The 13286-nt window shown below is 40.9% G+C and carries 11 protein-coding genes and 1 pseudogene; all 12 read right to left on the reverse strand.

The features are described 5' to 3' along the window. A pseudogene (locus IM515_RS00925) lies at window positions 1–450 on the reverse strand (IS630 family transposase); the annotation flags it as partial. 260 nt (window positions 451–710) lie between these two features. Beyond that, the gene (locus IM515_RS00930) at window positions 711–1745 is read right to left on the reverse strand and encodes an SGNH/GDSL hydrolase family protein (RefSeq protein ID WP_287627048.1); all 1035 of its coding nucleotides are present in this window, start codon (window positions 1743–1745) and stop codon (window positions 711–713) included. A gap of 146 nt (window positions 1746–1891) precedes the next feature. Then, entirely contained in the window at window positions 1892–2545 is a 654-nt protein-coding gene (locus tag IM515_RS00935; protein ID WP_170863929.1) for a DUF4833 domain-containing protein, read from the reverse strand. Between the two features lie 5 nt (window positions 2546–2550). Continuing rightward, the gene (locus IM515_RS00940) at window positions 2551–3615 is read right to left on the reverse strand and encodes a hypothetical protein (protein WP_128575343.1); all 1065 of its coding nucleotides are present in this window, start codon (window positions 3613–3615) and stop codon (window positions 2551–2553) included. Window positions 3616–3651: 36 nt separating this feature from the next. Then, window positions 3652–5907 (reverse strand): CHAT domain-containing protein, encoded by a 2256-nt coding sequence (locus IM515_RS00945; RefSeq protein WP_287627049.1) that lies wholly within the window; start codon window positions 5905–5907, stop codon window positions 3652–3654. Window positions 5908–5964: 57 nt separating this feature from the next. Continuing rightward, window positions 5965–6927, reverse strand: a complete 963-nt coding sequence (locus IM515_RS00950; RefSeq protein WP_287627050.1) for a DUF1822 family protein — start codon at window positions 6925–6927, stop codon at window positions 5965–5967. A gap of 42 nt (window positions 6928–6969) precedes the next feature. Continuing rightward, a complete protein-coding gene (locus tag IM515_RS00955) occupies window positions 6970–7665 on the reverse strand; it encodes a hypothetical protein (RefSeq protein ID WP_287627051.1) in 696 nt (231 codons plus the stop codon). Window positions 7666–8012: 347 nt separating this feature from the next. Beyond that, window positions 8013–8540, reverse strand: coding sequence for a hypothetical protein (locus tag IM515_RS00960; RefSeq protein WP_287627052.1), 528 nt, complete (start codon window positions 8538–8540; stop codon window positions 8013–8015). Window positions 8541–8594: 54 nt separating this feature from the next. Beyond that, the gene (locus IM515_RS00965) at window positions 8595–9419 is read right to left on the reverse strand and encodes a hypothetical protein (RefSeq protein ID WP_052278315.1); all 825 of its coding nucleotides are present in this window, start codon (window positions 9417–9419) and stop codon (window positions 8595–8597) included. A gap of 64 nt (window positions 9420–9483) precedes the next feature. Further along, the gene (locus IM515_RS00970; RefSeq protein ID WP_287627053.1) at window positions 9484–10770 is read right to left on the reverse strand and encodes a hypothetical protein; all 1287 of its coding nucleotides are present in this window, start codon (window positions 10768–10770) and stop codon (window positions 9484–9486) included. Between the two features lie 478 nt (window positions 10771–11248). Next, window positions 11249–11728: a hypothetical protein gene (locus tag IM515_RS00975; protein WP_052278317.1), complete on the reverse strand. Its 480-nt coding sequence runs from the start codon at window positions 11726–11728 to the stop codon at window positions 11249–11251. A gap of 304 nt (window positions 11729–12032) precedes the next feature. Beyond that, window positions 12033–12686, reverse strand: coding sequence for a VWA domain-containing protein (locus IM515_RS00980; RefSeq protein ID WP_002786652.1), 654 nt, complete (start codon window positions 12684–12686; stop codon window positions 12033–12035). Between the last annotated feature and the right edge of the window lie 600 nt (window positions 12687–13286).

Consider the following 13286-nt stretch of genomic DNA (forward strand, 5'->3'; position numbering starts at 1 on the left):
TAGACTAGATTTCGCCCAGATATACACATACTTTTTTCTTCTCAATATTCTTCTCACTTGCGAGCCACTCAGTTTAATTCCTGTTTCCTTTTCTAGATGCTCTGCTAATCTTGCCGCTGTCCATCTCCCGAATTCCTATCCCAATTCTTTCGGGTCTTCATCAACTATTTTCAATAGTAAATTAATATATTCCTCTGGGGCTTTTTTATGATTTCCATTTTTTCTCCCATCTTCTAGACTTTCTAGATTGTTAGAATCGCCATGAACACACCAAGGGGCGACTGTTTTGAGTGAACAGCCAATAAACTCAGCTATTTCTCGTTGAGTTTTTCCGTCGTTTAGCAAGAGAAACATTAAAATTCTTTCCCTAACCTCTGCTCTTTCTTCTTCTTTAAGAGCTTTTTGTAAGTTTTTCTTTTCTTCTAAGTCTAGGAAATCTTTGGCTGGCATAAGTAGGAATTTTCTCAAGTTACTATTTCTATTTTAGGTGGTTTAAGTGCGTTTTAGCTTATTAGTGGGACTTAGGCGTTTTCGGTCAGCAAAAAAGGCTCAAACCATTACGGGACAAAGGGTTAACCTCGATTTATGATTTTCCTTGATATATCTGGGTTTCAGCGATTTTGGGCTTCTCGAAGTAAATCCCAAGCGGGGATTGGAGTTGAGGCTTTTATCGATTTGTTTTTTGTCTAAGTCCCATTAGGAGGAACAATTCAGGGAAGTCGAGCGACGGTCGAGCGAGTCGAACCCGTTCCTTTTCGTTTTGTCACCAAAGCACCGATCCCCGTAACGAGCAAGATCCCGGTAATCCCGCCCGGTTCGGGAACCACCACCACCTGAGTGCCTACGAACGCGCCGAACTGCTGGTGAACTGCGGCGGTGGGGTGAAGTCCATCATAGAACAAATATTCATCCGGATTCGTGCAAACCGTCGTCAGATCCACACAGGGAGCGGTGGTGTTTGTTAAGCTGAAACTACCAGGCGAATTGGTGATCGAGGCAAAATAACTAAAGGTATCGATCTCGATCAGATTGAGCGTCGGATCATTGCGAAAAGTTGTCAATGAATTCCGTAAAAGGGCATTAAACTCCACGCTAACCGCCGTGGCCGCTGCGCTCGCCCCCGACACCCCCCGCGTCGCCTCTGGTGACAGCCCTAAATCTGGCAGATTGGGAACCAGGATATGAACAGCCCCCGCACTTTTCAGTCCCCCGATAATCGTAATAAGATCGCCAACTGCCACCGTCAAGGTTGCGCTCGCCCCGGCACTATCCCCTGCGAGTTTCTGTCCGGCCGCGTCGCGAGCGTTATTACTCCCCCCCCAAACCATGTACAGGGCGCTCGATGGGGCGATTCCCCCCGTACTCGTTTGAAATAGGGCAAATTGGTTTAGTAAGCTGGGCGGAGTCGGCGGGGTGGTTCCCAGAGGCCCAGTTCTTGCGCCCCCGAATGCGAAATTCGTCCCTCCCTCTAGGTACGGAGATGCGCTAACCCCCAGACGGGCTGCCAAGGTTTCCACCCAGGTCGGCCCATTGGTCAAGCGACCGCTTTGGTACGCTAGGGAAGGCATCAAACCACCGAAGGGAACGGGTTGATAGTTCGGGTAGGTGGCGATGGCCACGTTACCGCTATCGGTCAAACTGTCCCCGAAGGCGAAGAGATTACTAAAGGTACTGGCCGAGGCGCTCACCGGAATTGTCGCGAGGGCTAGACCGAGAGAAAGGGCGGGTAGTTTCGAGAGAAGCATGGGGATTTTATCCTGTGGAAAAGCGTTTAAAAGATAATTATTCTAGGACTTAGGCATTGACAGGATCGACCAAATATGGGGTATGGGTTTCGGGCATTTTAACGTGCTTTTTTGATGATTTTTAAGTGATCGCTATTGATCAGAAGTTAATCGCTAAAAGTCTGAAACGACGGATTTTCGTTCATATACATCATGGTGAAATTGTACAGTGCGTAAGTCCTATATTCTTCAAATTGAATACCGAATTCACAGTTCGATAAACAAGGGATAGTTTCTTGGTTTTGTTGGGTATCGATGAGAGTCAGGCTTTTCACTTTCCCACCCAAGGCGATATCGATACCAGGGACGCGAACAATACTGGCAAGGGTAACATGGATGCGAGATAAGGGATTCGGAGTTTGGTTTATTTTAATAAACGCTCTCGCCTGGCAGGTATTATTAGGAGCGCGAAAGGTTTTCACGGTAATCAGTCGGTTGATGCCATTATTTTTGAGTCCATTGATTTCTAGGATTACTTGATTTCCCGATACAGACTGACTCGCAATACCGAAAGCTGGCTGTTCCATTTCGAGCAGATTTTCCGTCTTTTTGTTTTCCAGTTTCCAGTAGGGATACACGGGATTACTGCCTTGCGGAGAACAATCTGGGGCGAGGCGAATCCCGTAGTGAACCTGGTTGCCATTATCACTTTTAGAGATATAAAAAACACTGGTGTATTCCTGGGCAGTTAGAGAGGAACAAAGGGAAAGAATAAAAGCAGAAATCAAATACAGAGTGACTACATTATGTTTCTTTTTCATGGCGATCATTGATGAGAAGTTAAATGAATTTGATAACCGTAATATACAATACTGGGAATCAGTAAAATGCCCCAGGTTAGCACATCACTATTGATCCCGAAAATATAAGTAACAATGTTGGGAATAATATGGGGGAATACGATTCCAAAAATTACCAGAAAAATTGCAATTGCGATCAGAAAGATTCTTCTAAAATCTTCTGGGCGATTCTGATAATTTTTCCAAGCCAATAAAGAACCGTACACTGGATAGATCAAAAAGGCGAATAAATCCAAGCTTCCGATTAGATAATCATTGCCAAAAACTAAATTTAAGGTGAGTAAATTATAATAGTATCGCAGAGGTATCCATAACATAAATACTAGGAAAGAAATTGTTAGTAATTTAAGGTATCGGTGATAATCTCGAATGTCCGATCTTTCATAAATTACAAGCATTGGCCAAAAGATTAAGCTAACGCTAGTTATAATAAAAAAGGAGAGAATATAAAATATTCTACTTGTGGAAAATACATTATTTTGTTTTTTCCAAGTAGAAAATGATAGACCTTTTTTCATGAATGTGTAGTATCCTTGTTTTTGTTCTGGAGACAGATTTGTTTGGCGATCTCGAAAATTAATTAGAGCTTTTCCAAGGTTTTCTTTGCTGATGGTTAATTGGTTTCCGTTAATAATGCGATCAACATCGATAATGTTATCGGGTATTTGTTGAATTTGTTTGATCGCCGTTCGAGAAAGTTCAATCGTAGATTGCGCTTGATTGTTGAGTTCTAACAACATCATGTTATTAGAAGTAGTTTCAACAAATGTCAGAATAGCTGAAATAACAATCATGATACAGCAGTTTCTAAAAAAACTTGATCGTCGTCGAATCAAAGCACTAGCTTGATAAAGATTAACTAGAACAACACCAAAAGCCAAAAGTGAAAAAAGGATGAGATGAGGATATAGCTGACAATAGAAGATCCATCGGTCATTTTCACGAAACTCTAAGTATATACTAGCAGGGAAAATGATTACAGGGATGCCAAAAACTAAGGCTTTGAATAGGAAAGATAAAAATCGGTTCATAGTTTCTCCGTTTGCTGATTTATTCAGCAATCAAAATTATTTGTCTTGGTAGTTGAAAAACAGATAAATGGCTAGTCCCGTCAATATGGGGACAAGTATCCATGTTCCGATGTTAGGAGTATTTAAAAAGAAGGTTCGATCGAGTATATCGGTTAGTCCATAGCCAATCCACAGAGAAACACCGATCGACACAATTGTTATTGTTATAATAAGCATTCTATATTTATGTTGTTGTCGAATCGTTTGACAAAGAGTAAAGACAAATAAAATGGAAATCACTAAATACACAAAAGGTTCTAACGGTTTCATCCACTGTAAACCAGTGTAACCAAAAAGTATATTCTTGGTTTTTACGACATAATAAAGTCTAAAAGGAATCCAAAAGACGACCATTACTTGAGCAAATACTAAATACTCAAAATATCTACTTTGATTATAAAATTTTCTGAAATCTTGATTTTGTACCCACAGAACGAAAAATGATAAACCTGTAAAAGTGATCGCCCAAAAAGTATAACCGTACAACACGCGGCTCAGAGAAGACCAGTTTTTTTGTTCTTTCCAAGTTGTCAAATAATCTAAACCAATTTCCATAAGTTGATGAAAGCCTTTTGCCTGCTCTTCCGGGATCTGATCATCCTTTTTAATCGCAATATAGTTAGACAAGGATTCTTCAAGGACTGCCTTACTGATCACGATGTGGTCTTTCTGAAAAATCTTTTGCGTATCTAGAATATCTTTCGGTATTTTTTGAATATCGGCGATCGTGTTTTTGTTAAAAGTTGATAGATCGATACTTGCTTGAGCCGTTTTATTAAGCTCTAATAGAAACATATTGGAACCACTCATCTCTATCACAAGAAGTACGACAGAGATAGCTAACATTGCTAATATGCCTAATTGTAGACCCCGGGCTGATCTGTTGATAATTTGGGTAAAACCTTTATAAACAAGCCATAGAGCCGCCCAAAACATAAAAAAAGGATATAGGATAATATGGGGATATAGTTTTGCGTAGAATATAGCTTTCTCTGAACCAAATTCATAAAGGAGGCTGAGAGGTAAACCCAAGACTCCTACTATTCCCCCTATAATTAGGAGAATACGCCATATAAGAGACAATTCGGACTCGGATAAAAACTCTTTCCAGGTGGCTAAGGGAACTGCGGGGTTAGGAACGATAACGGGTAGCCAATGTCCTCCAGGAAATTTCTCTGGTTTATCATAGGTTTTTTGCAGATGTTGTCGTGCGTTACCCACCGAGACAAATAAAGATTTGTTTCGGGAGAAGGAATCGAGGAAATATTTCAGGAAATCGATCGCCATCTGATTATCAATTTCCTCTTTCATCACGATACTTTGCGGTAAGCGTAACTCTGCCAATTGAGCGGCAATTCCCAAGCCATCACAAGAGTTAAAAATCGCTAGATACAGTCCGTTTTGTATAGCAACTTCCAACTGTTCTTTTATATCATCAATAGTGATGCTCTCCCGCTCATTGAGATGCAAAACTCCTTTCCCTTCATCATTCGTTTCACTATGGCCGGCATAAAAGATAATATTCCAGCCTTTAGGTTCAGCTAATACGTTTTTTAATTCATCTAAGGTTGGCTGTTCTAAAGATTTTAGTGTCGCACCATGTTCTCGGACGCTGTTCAGTAATTTTGAGTCCTCATCGAGGGTAATGTTGTCATCGGAACCTAATATCATCAAGATACGAACTTGGGGATGTTGTCTAATCTTTCCCCATTTTTCAGGGGGTTCATATTCTGGGGGTCCGATAGCGATTTCCGCTTGAGGGTAGTGTTGAGATAATAAATCCCAAGCTTGCCAAGGAAGTTGTTTTAACAGAAGATCATCGGTTTGAATAGTAACTTGAATTTCGGCTTCTGATTTCTTCAGGTCTTGAGTTAGCCAATTCCGAACCTTTTGCCAGTCTTCCCCCGAATTAAGCCAGTTGTTCAATTCGGTGGTTAAGTTTTCATAAGATTCCCAACAATTATTGTACGAACTATTGTTATCTGAATCATCAAAGGGTAAATCATCATCATCGTCTTCATTCTCAATGATATTCTGGTTATTTTCAGCAGCCTGTGTTCTTCTACCATTATTGACTATTAGTTGGAAATCCTGTTGCCATTGCTGAAGAGAGTCCCTTAGTGTATCTGGATAAAATGGAACAGAAAGTCTTCTACGACTTCTGGATGAGTTAGAATCATCGCTGATTCTGATCTCGATCAAAAAAGACTGCATATCTTGTGTAACTATATTAAATTCAACTTCCTGCGGCATAATTTTTTTCCTACTGTTTTGTAATCGCTCATCGCCAATTCAAAAAAAAGCTCTAAATCAATTACTGGGAAAGCTTTCCGAATGAGTTTTCCCATTAAAAGTGACTTTGATTTGATAGGGTTTTCCATTTTGTTTGGCAAGTTCTAGTTTTTCCAGATCAAAAATAGGAGTAATTCTTAGGCAGTTATCCCCTTGTTTTGCGGTCGCCGAGGTTAACATTTTGCCAGAGGGAGCTAGTAAGGCGAATTCCAACCCAGAAGGTAAACTTCTAATATTTCCGACAGGAATTAACTCAAAAGACACCTTAACTTTATTTTGTTCATTCTCCTGTTGCCGGATGTCAACCATCAAAGCAAAGTCCCGTCCATCTATGCTAATTAACTTTCCTTTATTTAACAGTATTGCCGAGGAATCAAGAGATGACTGACTGATCCTTCGAGATCTTCCACTTCGTCCACTGGCTGTTAAGACTTTTTCTGATTCTAGCCAATCAGAAGCTAAAAGTTTTTCGATTCGTATAATTTGTTCAATTCGTTGTTGAAGCGAAATAGAATCGAATACATCTATCAAATCTTCCAAGGGTTGTAATTGCTCAAGGGAAACTTGTTCCGCTTCCACTTTTCTGACAAAACCTAATAGATTTGCCATTTTCTCTTTTTCGTCGATCTCTACTATGACGTAGGCGATTCTGTCTTCCCAAACCTCCGGGGGAACATAGCAAACCTTTTCCCCCGGCTGGATAGGACGACATTCTAACTTCCCTAACCCCTTGATCTCTAAATCCGCTACATCCATGAGGATTCGAGCGCTACTGTCCCAGCTATCACTATTCTCAAAATCCGTCTCTACACTCAATAAATTACAACAATAAAAACCAACGGCACGGACGGCTAAGGTATTGAGCAAAACCTGACGAGCTTTGACGGTATTTTTCTGTTGTCCGCTAAACTCTCTCGCAAAGTTAAAATCCGACATTCCCAAAGGAACAGGAAAAGTTAATTGTTCGTTTTCGACGCTCATGGTAAGAATCTCCTCTGCTTTAATTTGTTTTGACTATTTACATCAAGTGTCAAGATGGTCTCGAAAGATTTGCTTAAACTTTTGAATATTGCGCTGATAAAATGATGAGAGAACTGAAACTTTTATATTCCATTGTTCGGATAAGTCATTCCACGATCGCCCATCGATTCTGCCAAGTGCGATCACCTGAAAAGTCACCTCCTCACGCTTTTCAACGTGAGCTTGCCTGAATTTTCCAGTGGGATCTTGCTCAATTAGTTCTCTGAGTTTTTCATATTCTCTATGACGAGGATGAGCAGTTTCGGGTTGCTCTAAGTTGTCTAGGGGAGTCGTACTAGATGGATCATTATTTTGATATACAGGTTGATCAAGAGATTCATCCCGAACTCGTTTCTTTTTGTTGTTTTCTTGAAAACGACGAATCTTTAGATGCTCCTCGCAGATGTCTTGAAACCGAAAACCGAGTGTTTCCCGAAACCAATGTAAAAGATGACCTTGAGCGGGATCGTATTCGTCAATTTTTTGGTCATACAATCGGAGAAAGACTTTCTGGATAGCTTCCTGCTGTAGTTCCATATAGATAGAATAGGGTAACTGATAGCTGTTTTGACAACTTGGCCGGGATTGCCAGATCACGTTCGTTAGTCTGGTCAAGTATTTATCCCTATCCTTACTGCCTTTAGGATAACTTTTCGCCTTTAGTGCTAATTCATCCACTATCCTCTCTAGATCATGCATCGATTTTCTCCTTCCTTGCGAGATAGCACCCTATCTCTAATCGGTAGTCGTCTCTCAATTTACGCAAGAAAGTAGGATCGAGTCCATTTTTTTAAGAATTTTATCCGGTGAAGAGGTCGGAGAATGTCCGTTTAGTTGGCTGAAGTCTTTACCCTGTGGGATTTCTGGGTGCTTATGCTCCTGGGGAGGCAGGGGGACGGAAAATCGATGTCAAGATGGAGAGGATCGAAGGCTAGAGAATAGAGGTGTGAAATCCTGTAAAAAAACTTCGCAAAACTGGCATTTTACGGGGCTAAATCGGGTTCCTGATGGAGAAGGGGATTATTGATTAGCCCGTATTGGGATGATCAGGCTGTATTGATTTCATCTTTATCATCCATGATTTCTATGATATGTTGCCCGAACCAGACAAATCCAAAGAACTGAAATACAATGATAAAAAATAACGCAATGGTATTTTCGTTACATTGATTTTGTAGGTAAGTTACCAATAAATCCCATGCCGAACCCCCTGAATTAGAGGAGTTTGCTTTAGAAAGCTCCAGCAAGGAGCTTATAAGCTGTAAAAACTCTATACATAAGGGAGTAAAAAAACGCCAAAATGCTCCCCACAATAAACCATACAATATCACATACCATTGTTTGATATGAAATTTTGTGCGAAAGTAATCGAGTTCTTTATTAGCTCTGAAAGCCCAATAAATTCGCAAAGCATTGATCGCAAAAATTGGAATAAAAAGAATTGGAAAAAACTTTTTAAATGCCTGTCCTTTTTCAAACTCTTTTTCTTGAGTGCGCTTGACGATACGACCAAGATGCTCTAGCTGAATGCGAATATCTTTGATATTTTTATAGGGCATAGAATTGTAACTCATGATAATCTCTCCTAAAAAAAATTGACAACTGGTGAAGTCTCCAAGACAACAAACTTAATATCGAGATGAACTCTTGACAGAGAAGTGATTGTTCTGTTTGTTCAACTCTTTTTGTAACTCGTCCCGAATAATCGATGACCATTGGGTGCTGTTAGACTTAACTTCGAGCAGATACTTTAAAGTCAACCGTCTTAATTTGGGGTCTGTCGGATTCAAGTTTAACTCTGTGTAATGACCCAACACCAAGCAATTCAAGGATTTCATCCTGTCTTTACTTTTTGCAATAGTTCTTCCGAACTTGAGGTGATGAATGAGTTTGTTTAATAAAGGTCTTTTTTGTTCACCTTTATTATCGATCCTGTAATCACAAACTTTATCGAGTAAATTGTCAAGATAGTGCATTCCTTTGAGTAGGCGATCAAAAGGCTCGTGAATTTTTTCAAAGAGATCGTGAGCTTCTGGATTGAGCATAATATCTCTTAATCGATCCACGCCTTCCTTAATATCGTTTACAGCCCGATCTAAATTTGAGAGTAGGACGGAAATATAATTTTCTCCATGTAACCACTGTTGTAGGGGAGGATACTCGCAAATGCCGGTCTCGTGTACATTTTCTATCAGCAAGAATAGGAGATTACGTTGATACTCTTCTTGGGATACTGTTTCAATTTTCGGCTTCACAAGAGAGAGGCTATCGACAAAAGCAGGATATTCTAATTGTCCTGTTTCTCTAACATCCTCTAGAACCAACTGTAAAAGCAATAACTCATAGGATAGATGGCTTGTGCGAGATTTTATTTTAGAAGAGGGCTTCAACCTGTTCACCAAAGCATCGAAGAACTCGACGGGAGATCGAGAACGAGGCTCAAAAATAGTCATAAATTCCCCTTAGATAATGAATTGGATCACGAATTGTGATACGGGAGATTGCCAGATAAGCTTGTTAACTATCTTGATGATCGCTATTGTTTTTACCCTGCTTGTTTCTCAATCCATCGCCCACGGCATGGAAAAATTCTTCCTGTGCATTATGGAGAGAGCGATCAAATGTATCTGCAACAGAAGGCAAACGGCGATGTATCATTGTTAATGTGACAGCCATCGCTGTGGTGATTACACTTATACCGAGGCCGATTAGAGAAAATCCAAGAGAACCTAAATTACCCGATAGTAATCTTTCATTAAAACTCGTTATCGCTATTTCAACGATTTTAACTCCCGAACGAATATTTCCCTGCTCTGTAAACTCGCTTGCATACAATTTAGGTTGGAACTGTTGAAGATAGACAATCGGTTTCCCTGCCTCGTCAATGTTTGATTTTGTTTGATTTAATGCTTTTTGTGCTTTAGCTATCTCTTCTTTACTTTCATGCTCTAATCTTAGAGATCGAGGGCAAAGAGGAAGTTGTGCCGTTGGTTGATTGTCCCAATAACTAGGCTTCACTCCAAAGGGACCGTTTAACTTACGATAGAAGGCATCACGACCGGGACTTGACTTTGGTAAGGACTGCCATTCTTTGAATTGTTCGTCACATTTTTGGATTAATTTCTGAGCATCTTTTACTTTAGCTTCCGCCGTTTTAAGATTGCGTTCGTATTTGGGCAAAACGTTTTCTTTGACAATTTTGTCTGCATGATATTCGGCTAGATAGGATCCATTGGTAACAATATCTGAACCATACCCAGAAATCAAGGTTAACAGAGCGCTCATGGCTACCCATCCAACAGTCGCACCTCCTGCCAGTCGTTGATGTTTGTGACATCCAACCGCGGCAATTTCGGCTGTTTTGTTGCTAAATGTTTGAGCGATAACAGTAATTAATGCCGCAAAAAAGAACCCTAAAAAGCCTCCACCAACTGATAGGTATGCTAAAGGAACAGCCGTTGCGGTATCCCAAATATTAGAGATAGATTGTGTTATCGCAACAGCGTCAGCCCACCTCGCAAGCTGAGGATTAACCTTTACACGACCGTAGAGGCTGTTAGGTGGAACTATCAACAGATAACGTAAGAAAAACGAAATGTTTTTAGATAAGGAAGGCTCTTCAGAAATCACTATTTTCTTTTCCTTTGCCTTAGCAACAATGTCTTTGTATCGGGGATCATGTTCGATCCATTCTATAAATTTTTCGGGATTTTTATAAGAATATTCTAAAAAATCCTGCCATTTTTTATCTGAAGAGGAATTCGGATAGTTTTGAGCTTCTGGAACATTATGGGTAGTCGTCATTGAATAAATCTCCTTGTTTCAGCCGCTGAATTTACATTGTTGATGAGTCGCTGTAGGCCCGTAGGGTGTTAGGAGTGTTCGGGCGATCGAACCGAATTTTTACCGAATTTCCTACCGCCCTACTCTCCTAAAAATTAATCTGACTTATTACGGGCGACTACGCAAACAAATCTTAAGAAACCATGAAGTCTTCTTCGGTAGGAAGATTGTAACTAGCAACTTGGGTTCAGTACCTAGGCTCAATTCATTACATCTGAGTCCGGAGTGCGAGGTAAACCTTGACTCTCTTGGACATTGGGTGAAAAATGTTCACCATTTTACATTCTGGGCGCAAACCTTGTCGGGCGCAAGCCTTGCGACCCTACAGGGGGCCGGGTGTTGGTGGTGGGGGCGTAGGCCCTACGTCCTTTCTTCGATCGGATTCGTCGATCACGATAACGCCAAGAGAGCCTAAAGTTTAACTCTTGTTAGATATTGCTTAATTTCCTCCTCTCAACCACACACCAGCCATCCCCAGGGCAACATAGACGAATCCAGCACCAATCAAAGGAGGGTTCGCATTGAATAGCCCGATGGCAATTAACACAACCCCAAATAAAAATAAAAATGGACCGAAGAGAAACAAGAGGAACCAAGAAAGGAAGAGGCCAGCAATCAGATACACTACCTGTTGCCCAAAATTTTGTTGCCCGTTATTGCTAGGTTGAGTGCTTGTCGATTGGGCGAGGAGAGGACTATTGAGCGAGTCAGGCTTCATACTAGGACTAGAACCTTTTGCGAGGGCGATGTAGGAGTTTGATGAAGAGGGGAAACGAAAATTTGCATCCACTACCGAGGCTTGTACAGATTGATACTCTAGGGAGATTAGCAAGGAAATAACGACCATTAGCCAAAACAATTTTTGGGGCATGGTTTTTCGCTGAACTTTGAATAAGGCTTGAATTTTTTGTGCGTTCATAGAATTCCTCTGTGGGTAAGGACAACGGAATTTTCGATGGATAATTAGGACGAGCATTCACCAATACGAGAAGAGAGATCGAGCTAGATACTGGCTTCGATTAATCTTCTCTGATGTATTAGTAAAATGGTTTATAGTACGGTTCTTTGTGGTACGCTTATAGTCTCGCAAGGGGTTCGGAGTGTTCGGGCGATCGAACCGAATTTTTACCGAATTTCCTACCGCCCTACTCTCCTATCTGACCTGTGACCCGCGATTACGCAAACAAACCTTAAGATCATGAAGTCTTTTTCGGTAGGCCGATTTAGAATTGAATCAATCCCTGACGCTCGATAACAACTCCCAAAGAAATAGTCATGGCTTGATATAGATCTCCAAAGTTACCGATCGAATGAGTCGAGGTAGCGTATCGACTAATCGAAGACAGTTGGGAACTAGCCGAACTCCCTACACCGATCACTGACAAACAAAGATTAGAGTTCAGAAAATAACTCAGATCTTGTAACCTAGTATTCGAGTTATTATCACCCCCGTCCGTGATAGCGAGGACAAGTTTTAAATATTGATAGGGAAGATAGTTGTCCATTGTTACCAACTCGGAAGAGGCGATTTTAATCGCATCGTATAGAGCGGTACTACCACCATCATTTCGTAGGTTATTAACCCACTGACATAGGGCGGCTACATGACTTTCGTTGTCCATTTTAACCACATTTAAAGGCTGAGGCGGTCCGAAAATATTTCGACGATCTTTAAAAGCGGTAACGGATACAAAATCGGAAGGTAAACCGGGTAAAGATCGACCTCGTAGATGAGTGGCGACCAGAAATTTGATTAGTTGATCCTTGGCAATCGCAAAATCTCGATTGGAAATGGAGGCCGTACAATCGACGGTAACTCCTAGTAGCCAAGGGACGGGAATTTGGAAAGCTTGTACTTCTCTATGGTATAACTGCATGGGGTAAGCCTCTACTCGTTTTTTCTTTTGCCAATGGACACCTATGGTGGAAGATTTTCAGAAAAAAGGAACTTTGAACTTTGAATCTCCCTTGTTTTTCTATCGTTAGTTTTCATGAGAATTATGCAAAATCAATCATAAAGTTTTGTAAAAAATTGACACGAACCTCTGAGAAACGATAGTTCACAGCCGAATGGGCATTTCCGCTACGGGGAGTGAGCGGTAAGCATTTAGCCACGAATTCTCTAGGAACAAGGAAAATCTACTTTCCCCCCCCTATTCGTATATCTAAGCGAGTCTGGACAAATACGCGAAAACCAATAGTAAGAAATTCTCAAGTCTTCCGAAAAAAAGCGAGGTCAGGAGACCTGTAAAGCTTGTAATCCTCGACGTGGACTACGGGGTTTACTTCTGAGAGGGGGACAAGCGAGCTAGAAGGTAGATAGGGCAAGCGATATAGCTCTTTGTCCTTTGATGTAATCCTTCAACCGATAGCGGCTAATTTGCATTAGCTCTTCTATATTTTTTGGGAACATTTGATGTAGCTGGAGCCAATGATAGAGATGTTGACCCACATAAAAACTGCTGTGTCTGCGTTGA

Source organism: Microcystis sp. M44BS1, from assembly GCF_020244875.1.
In the GTDB taxonomy this organism is placed as follows: domain Bacteria; phylum Cyanobacteriota; class Cyanobacteriia; order Cyanobacteriales; family Microcystaceae; genus Microcystis; species Microcystis panniformis.

Excerpts from the sequence above, each read along its gene's own strand:
- IM515_RS00940 (WP_128575343.1), bottom strand. The coding sequence starts at position 3,615 with ATGAACCGATTTTTATCTTTCCTATTCAAAGCCTTAGTTTTTGGCATC.
- IM515_RS00975 (WP_052278317.1), bottom strand. The coding sequence starts at position 11,728 with ATGAACGCACAAAAAATTCAAGCCTTATTCAAAGTTCAGCGAAAAACC.
- IM515_RS00960 (WP_287627052.1), bottom strand. The coding sequence starts at position 8,540 with ATGAGTTACAATTCTATGCCCTATAAAAATATCAAAGATATTCGCATT.
- IM515_RS00965 (WP_052278315.1), bottom strand. The coding sequence starts at position 9,419 with ATGACTATTTTTGAGCCTCGTTCTCGATCTCCCGTCGAGTTCTTCGAT.
- IM515_RS00980 (WP_002786652.1), bottom strand. The coding sequence starts at position 12,686 with ATGCAGTTATACCATAGAGAAGTACAAGCTTTCCAAATTCCCGTCCCT.
- IM515_RS00950 (WP_287627050.1), bottom strand. The coding sequence starts at position 6,927 with ATGAGCGTCGAAAACGAACAATTAACTTTTCCTGTTCCTTTGGGAATG.
- IM515_RS00935 (WP_170863929.1), bottom strand. The coding sequence starts at position 2,545 with ATGAAAAAGAAACATAATGTAGTCACTCTGTATTTGATTTCTGCTTTT.
- IM515_RS00945 (WP_287627049.1), bottom strand. The coding sequence starts at position 5,907 with ATGCCGCAGGAAGTTGAATTTAATATAGTTACACAAGATATGCAGTCT.
- IM515_RS00955 (WP_287627051.1), bottom strand. The coding sequence starts at position 7,665 with ATGCATGATCTAGAGAGGATAGTGGATGAATTAGCACTAAAGGCGAAA.
- IM515_RS00970 (WP_287627053.1), bottom strand. The coding sequence starts at position 10,770 with ATGACGACTACCCATAATGTTCCAGAAGCTCAAAACTATCCGAATTCC.
- IM515_RS00930 (WP_287627048.1), bottom strand. The coding sequence starts at position 1,745 with ATGCTTCTCTCGAAACTACCCGCCCTTTCTCTCGGTCTAGCCCTCGCG.